Below are 19,697 nucleotides of genomic sequence, written 5' to 3'. Positions count from 1 at the left end.
TAAACATCGATAAAAACAATTTAGATATGAAAAAATTTATTATTCTTTTATTTGTATTGATTTCGGGATCAATATTTTCTCAGGTTGCTGTTGAAAATTCACCTGAAAATAATAATCACTGGACTTTCGGAGGCGGAATAGGAGTAGGTTTTGGAAGTAACAGTGCTTTTTATTTATCTGCTTCACCAAGAGTAGGTTACAAGCTTACTGATGATTTGGAAGGTGGCGTAGCTGGAAGTATTTCATGGCAGACGTCAGATTTTTATCGTTCGACAATGTTTGGTGTTGGTCCGTTTCTGAATTATTATATTGCCCGAACGTTCTTTGTAAGTGCTAATTATCAGCATTATTTCATCAATTATAAAGATAAATTTTATGATTACAAAACGACTGAGAATGAAGATGCTTTATATCTTGGAGGAGGATATATGCAGAGAATCGGAAATAATTCTTATTTGCAATTGGGCTTGATGTATAATGTTCTCTGGAAAGAAAATTCCAGTATTTTCTCGAATGGATTGGTTCCAAATATTGGTTTTGTAGTGGGGCTTTAATTTCTCAGGTTTTATTTGAAAAACTATAAAAAGTAACTAAAAAAGCATCGAGAAATTCCCGATGCTTTTTATTATATTAAATTATTTATTTATGATTGAGAAGATTTCTCAGCCGCAGATTTTTTCGGTTTTGAAGCTTTACCTGTTAAACTGTCTTTTGCTTCATTAACATCAAGAACTACGGTTTCACCTTCATTTAATTGCTTGTTTACCAACATTTCTGCCAATAAATCTTCAATGTATTTCTGGATAGCTCGTTTCAATGGTCTCGCTCCAAAGTCTTTATCCCATCCTTTTTCAGAAATGAAATCTTTCGCTTCTTCAGTTAAGTCTACTTTATAGCCTAATTTTTCAAGTCTTGAATACAATTTATTCAGTTCAAGATCAATGATTTTCTTGATATCTTCCTTTTGAAGAGAATTAAAGATCACAATATCATCAATTCTGTTTAGGAATTCAGGTGAGAATGCTTTTTTAAGCGCATTTTCAATAGTACTTCTGGCTCTGGAATCTGTATTTGTTTTCTTCGCAGAGGTTCCGAAGCCTACACCGTCTCCGAAATCTTTAAGATCTCTTGTTCCGATGTTTGAAGTAAGGATGATAATTGTATTTCTGAAATCAATTTTTCTTCCTAAACTGTCTGTAACGTGACCTTCATCTAAAATCTGTAACAAAATATTAAATACATCCGGGTGAGCTTTTTCAATCTCATCCAAAAGAACAACAGCATAAGGTTTTCTTCTTACAGCTTCTGTTAATTGTCCACCTTCCTCGTATCCAACGTATCCAGGAGGCGCACCTACCAATCTTGAAACTGCAAATTTCTCCATGTACTCACTCATATCGATTCTGATCAAAGATTCATCAGATTCGAATAATTCTCGTGCCATTACTTTAGCCAGCTCAGTTTTACCAACGCCGGTTGTTCCTAAGAAAATGAAAGTACCAATCGGACGGTTAGGATCTTTAAGCCCTGCTCTGTTTCTTTGAATTGCTTTTACAACCTTTTTCACAGCATCTTCCTGACCGATAACTTTTCCGTTCAGGTGGCTATCCATTCCAGCTAATTTATCAAGCTCGTTTTTGCCAACTTTCGTTACAGGAACTCCGCTCATCATAGAAACTACTTCCGCTACATTTTCTTCTGTTACGGTTTCTTTTCTCTCTTTTACATCTTTATCCCATTTATCCTGAGCAGAATTCAGTTCCATCTGAAGTCTTTCTTCTTCATCTTTCAGCTTTCTTGCTTCAAGATAATCCTGAGCTTTTACGGCTTTTTGTTTTAATTCCTTGATGTCTTCGATTTTCTTTTCAAAATCAATGATTTCGGTAGGAACTTTCATGTTTTTGATATAAACACGTGATCCGGCTTCGTCCATCGCATCAATTGCTTTGTCCGGTAAGAAACGGTCTGTAATATATCTTGCTGTCAGATTGACACAAGCTAAAATCGCTTCTTCGGTATAAACAACATTGTGATGTTCTTCATATTTATCCTTGATTTGATTTAAAATCTGAATCGTTTCATCAATAGAAGTAGGTTCCACCATTACTTTCTGGAATCTTCTTTCTAAAGCACCGTCTTTCTCGATGTACTGACGGTATTCATCCAAGGTGGTAGCACCAATACATTGAATCTCACCTCTTGCCAAAGCGGGTTTAAACATATTCGATGCATCTAAACTTCCTGTTGAACTCCCTGCACCAACAATCGTGTGAAGCTCATCAATGAATAAGATGACATCTCTGTTTTTTTCCAGCTCGGTCATAATTGCCTTCATTCTTTCCTCAAACTGACCACGATATTTTGTTCCGGCAACTAAACTTGCCAGATCCAAAGTGATCACACGTTTTCCGTAAAGAACTCTGGATACTTTTTTCTGTTGAATTCTTAAAGCTAGACCTTCCGCAATTGCAGATTTACCAACTCCCGGTTCTCCAATAAGAAGAGGGTTGTTTTTCTTTCTACGTGATAAAATCTGTGAAACTCTTTCAATTTCCTTTTCACGACCAATTACCGGGTCTAATTTTCCGTCTCTTGCCAAAGAAGTTAAGTCTCTACCAAAGTTATCCAATGTTGGGGTCTTGCTTTTAGCAGAGCCTAAATTTCCTGTAGGCTTTCTCATTTGCTCAAATTCTTCTCTGTCGTCATCGTCGTCGTACGCAGAATTTTGTGGCGCCTGCCCGGAATTTTTAAGCATCGTCTGATACTCTTTTGAAACGCCTTCATAATCGATGTCGTAAGCTCCTAAAATATTTGAGGTAGGGTCTTCATATTTATATAGAATGCCTAAAAGCAAATGAACGGTATTAATCTCATTACTTTTATATTGTCTGCATTCCAGCTCCGCACGCTTGATCGCATGATCTGCCATCTTTGTGAAAGAAATATTGGTAACCTCCTCAGAAATAGGATTTAGACTTGCTGTATTTAGAGTTTCAATTTTTCTTCTGATTTGTGTTAAATCCGCATTAAGGTTTTGAAGGATTTCTTTTGCAGAGTTTTCTGTTTTTATAATACCTAAAAGTAGATGTTCTGTATTAAGAAATTCACTTTTCAGCCGTTTAGCTTCGCTTTTGCTTTGTTTGAACACCTGGCTCAAACCTTGTGAAAACTTATAATCCATAATATATCTCATTAGAATAAAAGCAACATTGCCATTTATTCATTATCTAAATTACAAATATTTTACCAAAAACCAATAAATGACTTTATGGCAGAAAAAATTTTATTATCTTATTGAAAATGATTAAGTTTGTTATCCTCAAATTTTTTCTCATGAATCCCGAAATTGCTACTTATATCGGCTATTCCGCGTCACTTTTTATTGTACTGAGTTTTATATTGAAAGATATAAGAAAAATCAGGATCGTTAATATGATAGGATGTATCTGTTTTGTTATTTACGGGATCTTCAGCGGAATGCTTTGGCCGGTAATTATCCCCAACGGATTAATCTGTCTTATACAAATTTACTATCTTTTAGTGGATAAAAAGAAATAATGCAGAAGAGAAAAATCATTACGTCTGCATTTAGTAATTTATATACCGACCAGCGTATAGAAAAGGTTTGCAGAACTTTACATGAAAATGGCTATAACATTGAATTAATAGGGAATAATTGGGGAGGAGCAGAGCAAATGTCTCGTCCTTATTTTTTTTCAAGAATAAAATTAAAATCTACAAGTTTAAAGACTGCCTATTTCGAATTCAATTGGAAATTGTATCGTGAATTAAAGAAAAAAGCCGACCGAAACACGATTCTTCACGCCAATGATTTGGACGCCTTGCTTCCTAATTATTTAATGGCGAAAAAGTTAAATATCCCGTTAGTTTTTGACAGTCATGAAATCTTTTCAGAAATGCCTGCCATTCAGGGCAAAATGTCACAAAAATTATGGAGATATTTGGAAAAAAAACTCATTCCTGACATAAAATTCATGATTACGGCAAGTGGAAGTTATGCAAAATGGTTTAAAACTCATTACGGAGTTGATCCTGTTGTCGTTCAAAATTCGCCTAAAAAATTAAAATTTAATCAGGAAATTCTTCAAAACCATCCGAAAATTCTTTTATATCAAGGCGTCATCAATCCTTTTCGTGGAATAGATAAAGCAATTTTAGCAATGAAACATTTAGACAATGTTATATTTAAGATTGCAGGAGATGGGCCCATGAAAAAAGCATACGAAGAATTGGTTGTTAGAGAAAACCTTCAGTATAAAATTCAGTTTTTAGGAAAATTGTTGCCGGAAGATTTAAGAAAAATAACCCCAACTGTTGATTGTGGAATGAGTATCGAAGAGAATGGGGGAGAAAGCTATTTTTATTCGTTACCAAATAAAGTGTTGGATTGTATTCAGGCAAGAGTTCCTTTAATTTTGTCAAACCTTCCTGAAATGGTAAACATTAAAAATCAATTTGATATTGGCGAAATTATTGAAGACCATCAACCATTGGCAATCGCCAAATCGATACAAACGGTTTTAGATAAAGGCAGAAAAAACTATCAGCCGGAACTTGAAGAAGCAGCAAATGCGCTGTGCTGGGAAAACGAAGAAGTGAAGTTATTGGAAGTTTTTGAAAGAGCAAATTCTGCTACAGGCTTTAAGCTATAAGAACCGCTTTCAAAAAGGCTTGCAGCCTTAAGCTTATAGCCTAAGGCATAAATTAGTATCTTTGCACAAAGAAAGTATAGAAATGACCATTAAAGAAAAACAGCAGGAACTAATCGACGAATTTGCGTTTCTTGAAGACTGGGAGCAGAAATATGAATATATTATTGATCTTGGAAAGGAACTGAAAGGACTTTCGGACGATAAAAAAACTGACGAAAACCTAATCAAAGGTTGTCAAAGCAAAGTTTGGATTGATGCTGAATTTAAAGATGGAAAATTGTTTTTCCAGGCAGATTCAGACGGTATTTTACCTAAAGGAATTGTTTCTCTTTTGGTAAGTATTTACAGCGGTCATTCTACAAAAGAAATTTTAGATTCTGATTTTGAATTTATTTCTGAAATCGGATTACAGGAATTCCTTTCTCCTTCCAGAGCCAACGGCTTAATGGCAATGACCAAGCAAATTAAGTTTTACGCAGTAGCATATCAACTCAAGTCTTAGGTTTGACAAGAATTTTAGCATATCGTTTTTCCGCTTTTGGTGATGTTGCGATGACGGCACCTGTTTTCCGTGAATTTTTGGAACAAAATCCTGATGTTGAAATCGTCATGGTTTCCAGAAGTAACTTCGAGGCTTTATTTGCAGATATTCCAAATGTTATATTCAAAGGAATCAATCTTGATGATTATAAAGGAATCTTTGGGCTGAGAAGATTGGCAAATGAGTTAATTAAAGAATTCAAGCCAGATCTTGTGGCAAATCTTCATGATGTTATCAGGACGAAAATTTTAGATAGAATTTACAGAAGAAGAGGGCTTAAGGTATTCAAAATCAATAAAGGGAAGGAAGAAAAAGAGCACCTAACCGATGTTTGGAATCTTAATAAAGTTCAATTAAAAAAAACAGTTGAACGTTATGCTGATGTTTTTCGTGAGATGGGTTTTCCGGTGAAATTATCCCATCAGTTAAGACCGAAATCCATTGATAAATCAGGAATAGGCTTTGCACCCTTTGCTCAGCATCAGGGGAAAATGCTTCCTCTGGAAAAATCTTATGAATTAGTAAGAATTTTAGCTAAAAAATATACAATATACTTTTTCGGAGGCGGAAAATCTGAAACTGAAACACTGGAAAAATGGGAAATGGAAATTCCCAATACATTTAGTTTGTCAGGAAAATTAAGCCTTAGTCAAGAATTAGATAAAATTTCCGAATTAGAATTAATGATCTCTATGGATTCTGCCAATATGCATTTGGCAAGCTTAGTAGGAACAAGATGTATTTCCGTTTGGGGTTCTACACATCCTTACGCTGGATTTTTAGGCTTCGGACAGAGTGAAGATGATGTTGTTCAGGTAAAAGATCTTACCTGCAGACCATGCTCCGTTTTTGGAGATAAAGAATGCTATCGGGGAGATTGGGCTTGTCTGGAAGAGCTTGATATTCAGAAAATAATAGATAAAGTTTTATAATATAGCCTCTCTTTTTGAGAGGTTTTTCTTTTTCTACAAATCAATATTAATAGGTGGTTGCTTCTAATAGATATAACAGAATTTAATATTGATATTTTGTAAAAAATTCTTTTTTTTGATATCGATATAAACAGTAATTCTATCGGAGAAAATCATATTTTCATCGAAGCATCTTGTTTTCCGATCATGGGTAGACCAAATTTGGTTTATAAATATTAACCAACCATGAAAACAACTACTTCAAACCAAAAATTAGTGATCAAAAAAAGAGCTGTAAAAACTTATTCAACAACAAAATCTTTTGATGAAACGTTGTTAACAACAAATCCGACTTCAATTTCTATCAGTTCTTCATTTTTTTAAAATAAACAATCATGTGGGTAAATTGTAAAATAATATCAGAAAATACTCTTATTCATTATAAGTTGAAAGAGTTCATCGACAAAACTCATTTCCTTACTTTGTCTGAAGAGAAAACTCCAAAGGAAGATGATCATATTATATTTTGGGATAATGATTCCATGAATATTGATACACCTTATTTGAAAGGATGTATGGATAAAGGATCAATTGTCATTGTAATATCATCGATCTTCCCCAAAAATATTATATCAAACTTTTTTGAAGAAGATCAAAGATTAAAAATAGGTGTCCTTACTAAGAATATGTATTACAATCAGTTTTTAGAGGAGATCAGTAGAGTAATTGACAATTTAAATTCTTAGCAGGGCAAATAGTTCGTCTTTTTTGTTGAGAGCAATTGTAATTGTCTTGCCATTATTAAGCTCAATAACATTGCCTGAAACAGATTTTATAGAAGTAAGTTTCACGATAAATGATCTCTGTACTCTGAAAAAATTAGGGGCAACCAAGATGTCTTCCATAGATTTCAGTGTTGCCAAAGTGGTGAAAGTCTCTGCTGCAGTTACTAATTTAAGGTAGTCACCCAAGGCTTCTGCATACAGAATATCATCCAGGATTACTTTTACCAGCTTTCCGTTTACTTTAATGAAAATTCTTTCAGGTGAAGAACCACTTTCTTGAGAAACAGATTTTGTTTTAGAAGCCGAAGCCTGTATTCTTTCTTTTGCTCTGTTAACTGCTTTTAAAAATCTGCTGTAAGCCACAGGCTTTACAAGGTAATCTACAACTCCGTTTTCAAAACCTTCTAATGCAAAATCTCTGTGCGCCGTGATAAATATAATAGCAGGTGGTTTAGTGAGTGTTCGGATAAGGTCAATCCCATTAATTTTAGGCATTTCGATATCACTAAAAATAATATCTACTTCGTTGGATTGAAGATAGGTTAGTGCCTCAATCGGGTCTTCATAAGAAGCCTGGAGCTCCAGAAAAGGAATGGTTTTTACAAAATCTACTATTAACTCTCTGCCAATCGGCTCATCGTCTATAACTATACAGCGTAATTTATCGTTCATCCTAAGTTAAATTTATCGAGATAGAAACGAAAAAGCTAGTTTCCCTATCTTCTATCAGTATTTCATGGTTGTGCGGATATATAAGTTTTAATCTTTTTTGTATATTTTTCACCCCAATTCCGCCCAAAGTTGTCGTTTTTTTAGAATTTTTTTCTTTATTATTTTCGATGGCAAAGTAAAAAATATTATTCACAATATTGATATTTATTTTCAAAAAATTATCATTTTTAGATTTTAGACCATACTTAAATGCATTTTCTATAAATGTGAAACTTAATAATGGAGCGATCATGATATCTTCAAGATCATCGGGCATAGCAATATCCAATGTGATGTCTTTATCTGCGGAATATCTCATTCTTTCCAGATAGAAGTAATTTTTTATAAAATCCAGTTCTTTTTCAACCGGAACTTTTTCTGTATTAGATTCATATAAAGTATATGCCATCATATCTGAAATACTAATAATCGCATCCGGAGCACTAGGGTCTTTCTTCACTACCAATCCGTAGAGATTATTTAATGTATTAAAAAGAAAATGAGGATTAAGCTGAGCTTTAAGAAAGTCTTTTTCAATATTAAGATTCTGAAGTTCCAGCTCGGAAGTCTGTTTCTGAAAATAAATAGTTCTGTTAAAAAGTCTTGTGATATCAAATAATATTTTAACGAAAAAAGGCGGTGAAAAAGAGTAAATCACCAGCATTGCATTTCCAAAAACGTTTTTATAATTTAAAGCTTCACCATAGGTTTGGTTAGCATTTCTGCTGATAAGCCCCTTTAGAGGTCCCTCATGAATGTCAATCCCGAAATAATTCAATACAGTATACTGAAAATAATTGACAGACAACCAGATATAAATCGAAAGCGGAATGCTAAGAAGAATTAAAAGAATACCCCAAGCTTTGCTTTTAAATATTCTGGGAACGGCAAGGTAAAAAAACAGATAGAATACAGTCATATTATTCACCGTTCCGCGCATGGTCATTAACAGGCTGGATTTCAACGGCATTTGCAACTCTACCCAGAAATTCAAAAACAATAATGATCCAAAGAAAACCCATACAAGAGCATGACAGATAATTCTAGTGGTTGGCGTATAAAACGTATTAAAATTAAACTGAGAGATTTTCTCTAAAAAAGGAGTCATTCCTTTGGCTGATGTCTGCATTATTTTGATTGACTTAAAATTCTACTATAATATTTCGCGGCAAATGAGTACGTCATGAGCTCCAAAGCACGTTGTTCGGAAGGAAACCATCTATTGATACTCATGTGTATATAACTTGAAAGTGCATCTTTACAAAGTGTAATATCTTGTAAATATCTATCTCTTTCATTAAATTCTTCACCAAATTCATTTCCTGTACAAAATTCATGTAACTCTTCTTTTAAAATTCTGTATTTTGAATTGATATGAGATTTCAGCTCCGAAGAAAATTCCTTCAAAAATACATTTTCCATCGATTTGCAAAAATCCAGTTTTTCCTGTAAAGATAGGTCGAATAATGAAAGCCATAAGTTTACATTTTTTACTGCTGCAAATAATCTCACATTTTCATTTTCTGTGAAATTTTCCTGATTCAATAAATTTAAAACCAATATACTGTCATGATAAAAGGCTTCTTCGGCAGCTTCCATAAACTCAGGATCATATCTTTCGATTTCCCGATGATAAGAATCGATCTGCAAATTCCAGATGGTTTCTTCCTGAAAATACGGATTTAAGTTTTCATGTAACTTCTGAAGTACTTCAGAGTATAATTTTAGATCATTCAAATGAACTCTTAATCGAATGTGATAATGAGGATCTGTGTATCGGATAAAAAAAGCTTTATTAATATAATTTTCAGTAATTAATTCATCCAAAATTGGTTTTAATCCAAATAATAAACTGTCGGAAAAATTTGAATTACAGTATATTTTCAGATAAAGCCACTCACTTCCCGGTGCGAAACTTCTTTGTACGGACGAAACCTTTTTTTGAGATAAATTACTCTGTGGTTTTGCCTCTTTATTTTCCAAAGGAAGAACAATCTGCTGATTATAATTTTTTTTGCCCTCAGTAGGTAACAGCCATTCGGAAAACTGGAGTAGAGTATTGCCTTTTAACTCATCGAGAAGCAACAAAAGGTAAGTATTATTAGTAATATCTAAAAAAAGTTCATTATCACCCTGAACCAATACCACATATCTTGATACATTCCATGTTTGGAAGAAATCTTTTAATGCTGATAAAGGGTTTTTTGATTTTTTGATTACATTAATATCATTTTCATACATCAGCCAGCATGCCCGATGAAGAATAATATTTCGATAAACAATTCGTGGAATAAACCTTTTTTTTATCTTTGAATAATTGATATTCAGATTGATATTATCCTGATTTTGAGATTGTATGGCACACAAAAATTTATAAGCAGCACTTTCACTTTTATAAAAATTATGAGCGTTTGATAGTCTTGGGATAATTCTCTTATTAAGTTTTTCAGATCTTAAAATAATTTCATCACCTTGTACCGAGATCAAAATATCTTTCAGTAAAATTTGCTTGTCATTGTCGCTGCTATTGGCAAAGATCGGGATTTCATATTCTGAAAACTGAGGTCTTCTGGTAATATTTGCCGTGCGTTTTTCCGGAATATAAATAATTTCTGCAAAAATTATATCTGGAGAGTTTTGCTGTTCTTTTTGATGGATTTCATTACAAAAATTTTTGATTTTATCGTCTAGCAAAGCAAATCTTCCCATAATAGAATTTGCACCTGTAGTGCCTATATTCTGCAGAAAGAACTGATCGCTAATAGGAGAACCTACCACACAGAAATTTTGTGTTTTTAAAGATGTTTCATTTATCTGTAAATCAATATTTTCTAACCTGATTATTTCTGTCTTATCTTTTTCAATCAGATCTAAAAGAAAATCTGAATCAGAGCTGGATGAATGTTTTCTATTAGAATTTATGTCTTTCGCAAATCCTTCAATTAAAGAACTTCCCTGAAAATTTCCGATTTGTGATCCTGCCGGAAATCCGATCCCAAATTCTGAATCCAATACTTCGGTAAGTGCAACTTCTCTTGATTCATATTTGGTATTGAAGTGTTTCTTAAAAGAATCTAAATCACCCTGTATGGAGTTTCCGGAACCCCATGTATTTAATATAGAAATGGAAGTATTAATATTGCGGAGCATTTTTTCATCCGGCTGAAAACCGCTTTCTGAAGAATGTTTCAAATCTACATGAAAAAAGTGTGTTTTATCAATTCCAATTTCATTAACTAAGCTTTTAATTTCGGAAATCTCAGAGACAGGAAGATAAGATAGGGGAGTGGTTTCTATCACAGCAATACACTGCTCGATTTTACCTAAAATTTTCAGATATATTCCTGCTTCATATACTTCTTCATTCAAAAGCGTTTGCAGAATGTTTTTTATATTTTCTGTATTGTCGGATGTAAGGGTGAGCTGAAGTTCGCTGACTAAAAATTTGATATCAATCAGTTCATCAATAAAATCTGAAATTTCATCATCCTCAAAATCATCAGAAAGTAAGCCTTTGATTTCGTCATATTTCATGAAATGAGAAATTCCTGCAATTCTTTCCAGATATTCGTTCATTTCTAATGATGACAGCTGATATTTTTCTTCACCATCTGTTCTTATCGGTTCCTGATATCGATATTGTCCTGGAATTTTATCTAATGTATTATTAACTTTATACCTTAATTTTTTCCTGATATTTTCCTGATTTTCAATCTGGAATTTAATTTCTGCAAGAAAATCCATATCGATTCTTGCTTTTCGGGAAATAGGTTCCGGCTCAAGAGTCTTTTTTAGATCCTGTAAAGCCACACCCGCCATAGTTCCATACGGAGTACATCTTGTGCTGCAACGGATTGCATATTTTTTCAGCGTATGAATTAGCCTTGGAATCTTATCTTCTTTAAGTGTGTTTTTTCTGTAGCTGATAATGGTATTGTACAGATCCGGTGAGCTCCAGTAGATTGAAGTCACAAAAGAATCGTCCTGTATCAATTCACCCACCACATCTTCTATGTTTTTGGTTTCACCGTTATTAAACAATATGTCATAAGAAAATAAAGGCTTTCTTATGACATATTTATTATAGGTATCATATTTATTCATAGTGTTTTGCGAAATGTTCTGTTCTCCAGCAGAACGATAAAATTTTCGCAAAATTATTATTTAATACCTAAATACAACTAAAAATCACACTTTTTTGATTAATTTACTCTTTATTTTAATAAAAAATAATTCAAATAATTATTCAAGTATGTATATTTTTTTATTTTTAATACTGATTACTATTTTTTTTCCAATCCAATTGAGGCTTGTTTTTCCTTCATATATCAGATTCTCTACAAAAAGGACATTGGGCTTTTCTATTTTTGCATAATCATTTGAGAGGGCTTCTATACTTCCTTTGTAGATTTTTGTTTTTACGGCTTTATTAAATTCACTTTCCTTTTCGATCACCTGCATGGTTTTAGGATCTATTCCTAAAGTATTTATAAGTTTGTCGCTGAGCCAGAAAGAATTATTTCCTGCACCGGAATCAAGCATCACTTTAATTTTATATTTGTTATTTAAAACAGCGTAGGTAAATATATCGACTGTATCGTCACTTTGAGTAGAAAGAAAAATATCAATCGATTTTGAATATGATTTCGGAGATGCGTCTGTGAAGCTTATTTCATTTTTGCCATAATCGATTACAACATCTGTATTCTCAAGCATTTTTAAAGAAATGAGACCATCAATTCCGGGAAGCTTCATATCCATTGAAGAGAAAGGAACATTTTTAAAAGTTTTATTTGAAAAACTGACTTCATTATTTCTGAAAAGAGGAATGTCGATTCTTTCTCCTGTAGCTCTAAATCCTGTAAAAAAATTGTAAGAGGTTGGTTTCTGCGGAAGTTTTGCTACAAAATCATTAAAAAATAAATTGATTCCTGCCCCGGTATCAAAAATAAAATTCCCTTCTATTCCTTCAATTTTTGCTTTAACAACAATATGTCCGGAAGGCAGCAATGTAAAAGGGGTTTTCTGTGCCATAATTGAAGTCGAAAGCATCAGTAAAAATGTTAAAATTGTATTTTTCATAATAATGTAATTTGGTGTTTAGATTATATTGCTTCAGATAATATATTATGCTCAACAGTTCCTCTATTTAATGTATAAATATGATTTGCCAGCGCAAATGTTTCTGATCTGTGAGAAACAATTATAATAATTGATTTTGGAAAAATCTGTCTGATATTGTTTATAATTTCAGTTTCGAGTTTAGCATCCAATGAAGCTGTAGATTCATCAAATATAAATACAGATGGAGATCTGTTAATTGCTCTTGCTATTGAAACTCTTTGTTTCTGCCCGTCTGAAAGAGTGCCTCCGCTATAAGAAATAATCGTATCAGATCCATTCTCGAGTTTTTTTACAACTTCTTCAAGATGAGCGTATTTTAAGATGTCTTCAATTTCAAATTGGCTCTTATGAGTTCCGTATGTAATATTTCTTTTCAATGTATCATGAAAAAGCTGGTTATCTTTTTCGATAAGACAATACTCGTTTTTCCAATATTCATTTTCTTTAATATTTTGATTATTGATTATTAATTCCCCTTCTGTAGGATCTGTAAATCCACATAATAGATTTATTATTGATGATTTTCCGCTTCCGCTTCCTCCTGAAAGGATATATGTTTTTCCCTGATCGAAATTTAAGTTTATTTTTTTTAAAATGATCGAACTTCCGTGATATAAAGAGATATTTTCTAATCTAATTTGTTCAATTTCGAAACGCTGATTATTATTTTCTCTTATTTCGTCTTTTTCTTCTTCATTAAAATACTCGGCAACTCTATTCATGGAGACAACAGATTTTGAAAATTGGTTGTAGCTGTTGACAATCTCTAAAGTAGGAGTGAAAAGCCTGTTTAAATACTGTATAAATGCAATTAGAACCCCGACACTCATTGTATGTTGAAAAACCTGGTAACCTCCATACGAAAGTACTAAAATAGGAGCTAGAGACATGAGAAGAGAAGAGACGCTTCCGTTCAAGCTGCTTATAAAAGTTCCTTTTGAATGTTTTGAAACCAAATCATTGTGAAGATTATTAAGATTTTTTTCTTCTAAATTTATTGTTTTATAGCTTTTTATGACTCTTATGTTTTTGATCTTTTCTACAAGATAATTATTTAGATTACTTTCCATTTTCTGGATAATTGTAAAATTTTTCTTTACATAAGGTGTAAAAGCTCTTATTACAAAAATAATTGCAGGAATAAATAATAAACTCATTAAAGCAAGTTTATAATCTAAGATAAAAAGCATAATTAAAACCCCAATGAGCACAATAACATTTTTTACCGATCTTATAAGAAGCGAGGAGATCGTCTGTTGAATGTTATCTACATCATTCATTAATGTGAAAACAAGTTCTCCTACTTTTGAATCTTTGAAAAAAGAGATGTTTTTATTCAAAATATTGGCGAAAGCTTCTTCTCTAATGTCAGAAGATATTTTTTTACTTACTGTGGTAGACATTACATCAGAAATAAGAGAACAGATAATCTGCACAATATATATTCCTACTAGCAATACCAAAAGCATAATAAGATCATGAAAGTTTCCTGATGGAAATACATCATCAATGATGATTTTCAGCATATAAGGCGTAACTAATGAGCCTGCGCTGGAACATATCATCAAAGCAAAAAGAATAATTTCCTCTTTGATGTATGGATAAATATACTTTGAAAATCTTTTCAGTAATTTTTTTTTCTGAATCATAATGATACTGTTTTGTTATTAGGTTAAACACATGATTTTTTAATCTCTGTATTCATCCAGTTTTTTCTTCATGATAGTATGCATATGAGAGAATTTACCTTTTCCGTATGCTGTAAAGAATACTGGAATTTTTGTGATTCCATCCATTTTACAGAACTTTTCAATAGCAGACTCTTTGAATGCTCCTGTGATCCAGGTTTGGAGAGATTGTGTAACGGCAATTACCTGAGAAGTCTGGGAAAAATGTCCTGCTTCCAAATAAACAACTTTATAATTTCGGGGAGTCTTGTATTTCCATGCAAGAATTTCAAGATTGGCAGCAAGGAAGATTCCAAAAGAACAATCATTTCCAAAGAATTGTCCCGCTAAACATTCTCTAAGATCCTGATAAGAAAAATGGTCATTTACCTTACAGAGGGAGTGAGTTTCTGGCTCATACCAATATATTCCGTTTTCTACACCTTTTACATTAAAAATCGCCACGTAAGGTTCTATGATCTGAAGGCTACCACCCGAAGGACTGGTTCTTCTTCTGAAAGGACCATATTCTTTTTCTACCCCGTGTACATATCCAAATGAATAAAATAGGAGATTACTCAACTGCTGTATATTGACTGCAGTTTCCTCAAATTCTCTTATTGTTTTTCTTTTTTTCAGTGTATCGATGAGGTCTATATTAATTTCTTCAGCTTTAGGTAAAGTGATCACCACTTTAAAATCTTCAATCTGTCCTCTTTTTGGAAATTCTACCTGCTTTACTTTTTTACACACTTCCAGATATTGTCCTGCCCATTCTTCTTCAGTAGCCTCTGCCATGGCGTTTGACGTATCTTTTGTAATATGATGAAACATATGGGCATAGTAATTAAGATAGGGCTGATCTTTATTGTTTTTTTGTGTAAGAATATCTGTGCTGATGAAATCATTAACGATATTTTCTTTAGTTGTAATATCTTCTTCGGTGTTCGAATAATCTACCAAAGCTTTAAGGTATTCTTTTCTCAGGCTATATTCTTTTTTTTGTTTATAATTGAATAATATAGGTTGATTGTCTTTAAAATATAGAAAAAAATTGTGTGAAATATTCATAGTATGATGTTTTTAGTTGTATGTAATGTATTTTTTAGAAAAAATAGTAGTGACTGGAGAGTTGATGTATCACTACTATTTTTTTAAATTAATTGTAACTTCTATTGACTAGAAGCAGATTACGTTGATGTCGAAAAAGTCGTTTTCGATCGGCGATGTCGTTACTGGTTTCATCGTTATATTTTTAAGGGTTAATATTCGTTTTAGTTACACTTTTGCATTCTATTGACTAGAAGCAGATGATGTTGATGTCGAAAAAGTCGTTTTCGATTGGCGATGTTGTTACTGGTTTCATCGTTAATTTTTTAAGGGTTAATATTGGTTTTAGTTACACTTTTGTTGGGTTCTATTACCAACAGATGATGTTGATGTCGAAAAAGTCGTTTTCGATTGGCGATGTTGTTACTGGTTTCATCGTTAATTTTTTAAGGGTTAATATTGGTTTTAGTTACACTTTTGTTGGGTTCTGATTACCAACAGATGATGTTGATGTCGAAAAAGTCGTTTTCGATCGGCGATGTCGTTACTGGTTTCATCGTTAATTTTTAAGGGTTAATATTTGTTTTAGTTACACTTTGGTGGGTTCTGATTACCAACAGATGATGTTGATGTCGAAAAANCGTTACTGGTTTCATCGTTAATTTTTAAGGGTTAATATTTGTTTTAGTTACACTTTGGTGGGTTCTGATTACCAACAGATGATGTTGATGTCGAAAAARTCGTTTTCGATTGGCGATGTTGTTACTGGTTTCATCGTTATATTTTTAAGGATTAATATTCGTTTTAATTACACTTTGTTGGGTTCTGATTACCAACAGATGATGTTGATGTCGAAAAAGTCGTTTTCGATTGGCGATGTTGTTACTGGTTTCATCGTTAATTTTTTAAGGGTTAATACTACACTTTTGCATTCTGTTGACTAGAAGCAGATTACGTTGATGTCGAAAAAGTCGTTTTCGATCGGCGATGTTGTTACTGGTTTCATCGTTAATTTTTAAGGGTTAATACTCGTTTTARTTACACTTTTGTTGGGTTCTGATTACCAACAGATGATGTTGATGTCGAAAAAGTCGTTTTCGATYGGCGATGTTGTTACTGGTTTCATCGTTAATTTTTTAAGGGTTAATATTATTTCTTTACTTCTATTGTTGTTTCTGGCTGTGACCAGCAGAGTGCATTAATATCAAAATAATCACTGTCCATAGGTTTAGGAATTTGTTTCATTTTATATACTGTTTAGATTCTTAATTTGCTCTGTCTACTTCTTCCAACTTTATCTGCTTGTTATTTCCTCTTACTTTGCTGTTTCCGAACTGATAAGTCACGCTGAGGTTAAAAGTTCTTGCATCGTAGTAATTATTAGAGTAGGTGTAATAATCTGTATAGTACGCTTTCCCTCTAAACTTCATACCTTTTAATAAATCCTGAATAGTCATATTCACCTGTAGCTTTTTTTCAAACAGAGACATTCTTAGCCCTGTAGACAAATTGTATACATTTTCGAATTTGAAATTTCCTTTTGTGTGCGGAAGGAAGTTCCAAAAGTTGAGCAAAAAGGAAAAAGTTTTATTAGAATTAAGATGAATTGTATTATTTAATGAGTAGTATAGGGAGTTTGAGCTTAGACCTTCTACCTGATCTATTAAGCCTTTAGACTCTACATAAGCATAGTTTGCCGATGCGTAGAAATCCCATCTTTTAAGAAAAGTATTAGAATATGTGGCATTAATACCTAGGCTGTTTTCATCATAATTATTAAGATATTTAACTGTTCTGTTAGCGCCTTGCAGTTCTACAATTTGTCCGAAATTGTCTCTGCTGAACTGGTAATATCCTGTAACAGATAATTTATTATTAAATACATATCCTAATTCAAAATTATTGCTGAACGAAGGTTTTAGATAAGGATTACCCGTCACGTAAGCATACGGATCAAGATAAATTGTTGTAGGATTTAGAGATCTGGCATCCGGACGTGTTATACGTTTAGAATAACTTAATGTCAATATGTTTTTTTTGTCTGGCTTATAAGTAAGATATAAACTTGGAAACCATTTTCCATATTCATTTTCTACTTTATCGCCGTTTCTTGCGACTCCGGTAAGAGATGTATATTCATATCTCAATCCTGCTTTTCCTTCCCATTTTTCATTAAAGGTTTTAGAAAGTGTTATATATGATGCCCAATTGTTCTCGTTATAATCGAAAGTATTACTTCTGCCACTATCATATTGAGGAGTGTTATTATCATTTACAAAAAAGTCTAATCCTGTATCTGTATTAAATCTTGTATACTTTCCACCGATTTCACCTACGAAATTTTTAAATGGAAGATAAAAATCGGCCTGTCCGGAATAAATTTTATAGCGGTATTTAGAGTTTAGCTGATAATTAATATTGTTTGCATTATTAGATGAAGATGCCAATGAGAAAGGATTATCATTTCTGCTGTCAAAAAGGTTACCCCCCAAATATAGTTTCTTGCCTAAACTGTCAAGTTTTCTTTCAAAATACACATTCAACTGGTTATTTCTAATGTTTGCCGAGTTATATGTATTTGATGTAACTGTGGAATCTAAAACATTACCTTGATAATACTTCGATAAATTTTTAGAATCATTACCGCCGTCTGTATCAGAATAATTATAAATTGCACCCAATGATGTCTTATCATTAATTTTATAATCTATACTATAATTAATATTGTATCCCTTAGACTTATCAATTCTTCTTGTTTCTGCCGCCAAAATGCTGTTAGCATAAATAGAAAGATTCTCATCAGATTTTTTCTCATTATCGAATTGTGATATTCTTAGCGATGTGTTTATTTTTTTAGACTGATAATTTAAAGATCCGTTATTGGCATATCCGTTTCTGGATCTTCTTTGATAGCTTGTAGAAATATTTCCGCTAAAACCCATATTTGAGTTTTGTTTGAGTACAATATTGATAATTCCACTGTTCCCCTGCGCTTCATATTTTGCAGGAGGTGTTGTTATCACTTCTATTCTCGCAATATTCTCAGACCGTAAAGTTTTAAGGTATGATACAAGATCTTTTCCTGAAAGGTTTACCGGTCTGTCATTGATCATTATAGAAACAGAGCTTTTTCCTACTATTTCTATATTTCCCTCATCATCTGCTTTTACCATGGGAGTTGCTGCCAGTACATCAAGACCATCCACACCTTTTGATGCAATAGAATTTTCTGTATTAAAAACAAATCTGTCTATTTTTCTTTCAAAAGTTTTTTTCTTAGCAACTAATATAACCTCTTTTATCCCTGCTACTTTTTCTTTTTCTATAGAAATTATTATATTATTGGTGGTATTATTAAATTCGTAGCTTTTATTTGATTGTGCATATCCTGAAGCTGATGTTAAAACATTATAGCTTCCGTTTTGTGGCACCTGAACATTAAAAACACCATTTTCATCAGAGATTTTTTCAGAGATAACATTTGCTTTGTTATCAGCTACTTTTATTAAAGCAAAAGGAATTGATTGACCTTTAATATCTGTTACTTTACCATTAATTATATTCTGAGCACTTACTGTGGAGATGGCTAAGAAAAATGTTGCTGCTATTAAACTTGTCTTTTGCATAATCTTGTGATTTCTATGGTTCAAAAGTATAGAGTTCACAAGCGGGAAAGAATTTATTTCGACGAGAACGTTATTTTCTCGGATAGAAATTAAAAATATATCGGTAAAGCATATTTTATTTCTGATACTTTATTAAAATTCGACTGTTTTTATCAGTATTTAAATATTTTAGGTACTTTAATAAATAATCTCATACTGTTTTCAATATGATTTTAAGACAAGAAGAAGGAATTGTAAATCATTGTCTGCTATTAACAAATTGTTTTTGAAATATAATTAACGGAGTAAAGATGTTAATTGATAGGATATATTTGGAATGAAGAACCAGAATAGGTAGCGGTATATAAACAAAAAAATCTCCCTTAAAAAAGAGAGATTTTGTGGGCCCTGAGGGATTCGAACCCCCGACCCTCTGGGTGTAAACCAGATGCTCTGAACCAACTGAGCTAAGAGCCCTGAAATTTTTAGAAAGGCTTCAGTATCCTTTTTAGTGGGCCCTGAGGGATTCGAACCCCCGACCCTCTGGGTGTAAACCAGATGCTCTGAACCAACTGAGCTAAGAGCCCCACTATATTTGTTTCCTCGTTTAGAGTGGTGCAAATATACGAC

General features: G+C 32.7%; 16 protein-coding genes and 2 tRNA genes. 8 read left to right on the top strand and 10 right to left on the bottom strand.

Features of this window, described 5'->3' with window-relative positions; translation table 11 throughout:
• Positions 1–26: 26 nt before the first annotated feature.
• Positions 27–554, top strand: coding sequence for a hypothetical protein (locus tag ASG22_RS13980; RefSeq protein WP_055985739.1), 528 nt, complete (start codon positions 27–29; stop codon positions 552–554).
• 89 nt (positions 555–643) lie between these two features.
• Here ASG22_RS13980 and ASG22_RS13975 read toward each other — a convergent pair whose 3' ends face one another.
• The gene (locus ASG22_RS13975) at positions 644–3,181 is read right to left on the bottom strand and encodes an ATP-dependent Clp protease ATP-binding subunit (protein ID WP_055985736.1); all 2,538 of its coding nucleotides are present in this window, start codon (positions 3,179–3,181) and stop codon (positions 644–646) included.
• 152 nt (positions 3,182–3,333) lie between these two features.
• On the opposite strand from ASG22_RS13975, the gene ASG22_RS13970 reads away from it, so the two are divergent.
• From ASG22_RS13970 to ASG22_RS13950, 6 genes are all read left to right on the top strand, one after another.
• The gene (locus ASG22_RS13970; protein ID WP_055985734.1) at positions 3,334–3,558 is read left to right on the top strand and encodes a hypothetical protein; all 225 of its coding nucleotides are present in this window, start codon (positions 3,334–3,336) and stop codon (positions 3,556–3,558) included.
• On the top strand, positions 3,558–4,673 hold the full coding sequence (locus ASG22_RS13965) for a glycosyltransferase family 4 protein (protein ID WP_055985730.1): 1,116 nt from the start codon (positions 3,558–3,560) through the stop codon (positions 4,671–4,673). Before ASG22_RS13970 ends, ASG22_RS13965 begins: the two co-directional genes overlap by 1 nt.
• An 82-nt stretch (positions 4,674–4,755) precedes the next feature.
• On the top strand, positions 4,756–5,175 hold the full coding sequence (locus tag ASG22_RS13960) for a SufE family protein (RefSeq protein ID WP_055985727.1): 420 nt from the start codon (positions 4,756–4,758) through the stop codon (positions 5,173–5,175).
• Between the two features lie 2 nt (positions 5,176–5,177).
• Positions 5,178–6,146: a glycosyltransferase family 9 protein gene (locus ASG22_RS13955; RefSeq protein WP_238586920.1), complete on the top strand. Its 969-nt coding sequence runs from the start codon at positions 5,178–5,180 to the stop codon at positions 6,144–6,146.
• Positions 6,147–6,371: 225 nt separating this feature from the next.
• The gene (locus tag ASG22_RS21020) at positions 6,372–6,509 is read left to right on the top strand and encodes a hypothetical protein (RefSeq protein WP_157844723.1); all 138 of its coding nucleotides are present in this window, start codon (positions 6,372–6,374) and stop codon (positions 6,507–6,509) included.
• 11 nt (positions 6,510–6,520) lie between these two features.
• A complete protein-coding gene (locus tag ASG22_RS13950) occupies positions 6,521–6,871 on the top strand; it encodes a hypothetical protein (RefSeq protein ID WP_055985724.1) in 351 nt (116 codons plus the stop codon).
• On the opposite strand, the gene ASG22_RS13945 is transcribed toward ASG22_RS13950, so the two are convergent.
• From ASG22_RS13945 to ASG22_RS13920, 6 genes are all read right to left on the bottom strand, one after another.
• Positions 6,860–7,582: a LytR/AlgR family response regulator transcription factor gene (locus ASG22_RS13945; protein ID WP_055985722.1), complete on the bottom strand. Its 723-nt coding sequence runs from the start codon at positions 7,580–7,582 to the stop codon at positions 6,860–6,862. The two genes, ASG22_RS13950 and ASG22_RS13945, sit on opposite strands and share 12 nt — an antisense overlap.
• A 1-nt stretch (position 7,583) precedes the next feature.
• Positions 7,584–8,750, bottom strand: coding sequence for a sensor histidine kinase (locus tag ASG22_RS13940; protein WP_238586919.1), 1,167 nt, complete (start codon positions 8,748–8,750; stop codon positions 7,584–7,586).
• Complete coding sequence (locus ASG22_RS13935) at positions 8,750–11,725, bottom strand: lantibiotic dehydratase (RefSeq protein ID WP_131726201.1); 2,976 nt, start codon at positions 11,723–11,725, stop codon at positions 8,750–8,752. The genes ASG22_RS13940 and ASG22_RS13935 overlap by 1 nt, the downstream gene beginning before the upstream one ends.
• Positions 11,726–11,863: 138 nt before the next feature.
• On the bottom strand, positions 11,864–12,703 hold the full coding sequence (locus ASG22_RS13930) for a retropepsin-like aspartic protease (RefSeq protein WP_055985716.1): 840 nt from the start codon (positions 12,701–12,703) through the stop codon (positions 11,864–11,866).
• A gap of 23 nt (positions 12,704–12,726) precedes the next feature.
• A complete protein-coding gene (locus ASG22_RS13925; protein ID WP_055985713.1) occupies positions 12,727–14,394 on the bottom strand; it encodes an ABC transporter ATP-binding protein in 1,668 nt (555 codons plus the stop codon).
• Between the two features lie 39 nt (positions 14,395–14,433).
• On the bottom strand, positions 14,434–15,483 hold the full coding sequence (locus ASG22_RS13920) for a SagB/ThcOx family dehydrogenase (RefSeq protein ID WP_055985711.1): 1,050 nt from the start codon (positions 15,481–15,483) through the stop codon (positions 14,434–14,436).
• Positions 15,484–16,190: 707 nt separating this feature from the next.
• Between ASG22_RS13920 and ASG22_RS20925 the strand changes: the two genes are divergently transcribed.
• Positions 16,191–16,406, top strand: a complete 216-nt coding sequence (locus ASG22_RS20925; protein ID WP_131726200.1) for a hypothetical protein — start codon at positions 16,191–16,193, stop codon at positions 16,404–16,406.
• Between the two features lie 321 nt (positions 16,407–16,727).
• On the opposite strand, the gene ASG22_RS13910 is transcribed toward ASG22_RS20925, so the two are convergent.
• The 3 genes from ASG22_RS13910 to ASG22_RS13900 all read right to left on the bottom strand — a co-directional run bounded on the left by ASG22_RS13910 (position 16,728) and on the right by ASG22_RS13900 (position 19,654).
• Positions 16,728–19,088, bottom strand: coding sequence for an outer membrane beta-barrel family protein (locus tag ASG22_RS13910; protein ID WP_055985705.1), 2,361 nt, complete (start codon positions 19,086–19,088; stop codon positions 16,728–16,730).
• 381 nt (positions 19,089–19,469) lie between these two features.
• Positions 19,470–19,544 (bottom strand) — tRNA-Val (locus tag ASG22_RS13905).
• A 35-nt stretch (positions 19,545–19,579) separates the two neighbouring features.
• Positions 19,580–19,654, bottom strand: a tRNA-Val gene (locus tag ASG22_RS13900).
• Positions 19,655–19,697: the final 43 nt, after the last annotated feature.

This window comes from Chryseobacterium sp. Leaf405 (genome assembly GCF_001425355.1).
Lineage (GTDB): Bacteria > Bacteroidota > Bacteroidia > Flavobacteriales > Weeksellaceae > Chryseobacterium.
Note: the sequence above shows the minus strand (reverse complement) of the source record. Positions and strands in the feature narration are given on the sequence as shown.

Excerpts from the sequence above, each read along its gene's own strand:
- ASG22_RS13980 (WP_055985739.1), top strand. The coding sequence starts at position 27 with ATGAAAAAATTTATTATTCTTTTATTTGTATTGATTTCGGGATCAATA.
- ASG22_RS13975 (WP_055985736.1), bottom strand. The coding sequence starts at position 3,181 with ATGGATTATAAGTTTTCACAAGGTTTGAGCCAGGTGTTCAAACAAAGC.
- ASG22_RS13970 (WP_055985734.1), top strand. The coding sequence starts at position 3,334 with ATGAATCCCGAAATTGCTACTTATATCGGCTATTCCGCGTCACTTTTT.
- ASG22_RS13965 (WP_055985730.1), top strand. The coding sequence starts at position 3,558 with ATGCAGAAGAGAAAAATCATTACGTCTGCATTTAGTAATTTATATACC.
- ASG22_RS13960 (WP_055985727.1), top strand. The coding sequence starts at position 4,756 with ATGACCATTAAAGAAAAACAGCAGGAACTAATCGACGAATTTGCGTTT.
- ASG22_RS21020 (WP_157844723.1), top strand. The coding sequence starts at position 6,372 with ATGAAAACAACTACTTCAAACCAAAAATTAGTGATCAAAAAAAGAGCT.
- ASG22_RS13950 (WP_055985724.1), top strand. The coding sequence starts at position 6,521 with ATGTGGGTAAATTGTAAAATAATATCAGAAAATACTCTTATTCATTAT.
- ASG22_RS13945 (WP_055985722.1), bottom strand. The coding sequence starts at position 7,582 with ATGAACGATAAATTACGCTGTATAGTTATAGACGATGAGCCGATTGGC.
- ASG22_RS13940 (WP_238586919.1), bottom strand. The coding sequence starts at position 8,750 with ATGCAGACATCAGCCAAAGGAATGACTCCTTTTTTAGAGAAAATCTCT.
- ASG22_RS13935 (WP_131726201.1), bottom strand. The coding sequence starts at position 11,725 with ATGAATAAATATGATACCTATAATAAATATGTCATAAGAAAGCCTTTA.
- ASG22_RS13930 (WP_055985716.1), bottom strand. The coding sequence starts at position 12,703 with ATGAAAAATACAATTTTAACATTTTTACTGATGCTTTCGACTTCAATT.
- ASG22_RS13925 (WP_055985713.1), bottom strand. The coding sequence starts at position 14,394 with ATGATTCAGAAAAAAAAATTACTGAAAAGATTTTCAAAGTATATTTAT.
- ASG22_RS13920 (WP_055985711.1), bottom strand. The coding sequence starts at position 15,483 with ATGAATATTTCACACAATTTTTTTCTATATTTTAAAGACAATCAACCT.
- ASG22_RS13910 (WP_055985705.1), bottom strand. The coding sequence starts at position 19,088 with ATGCAAAAGACAAGTTTAATAGCAGCAACATTTTTCTTAGCCATCTCC.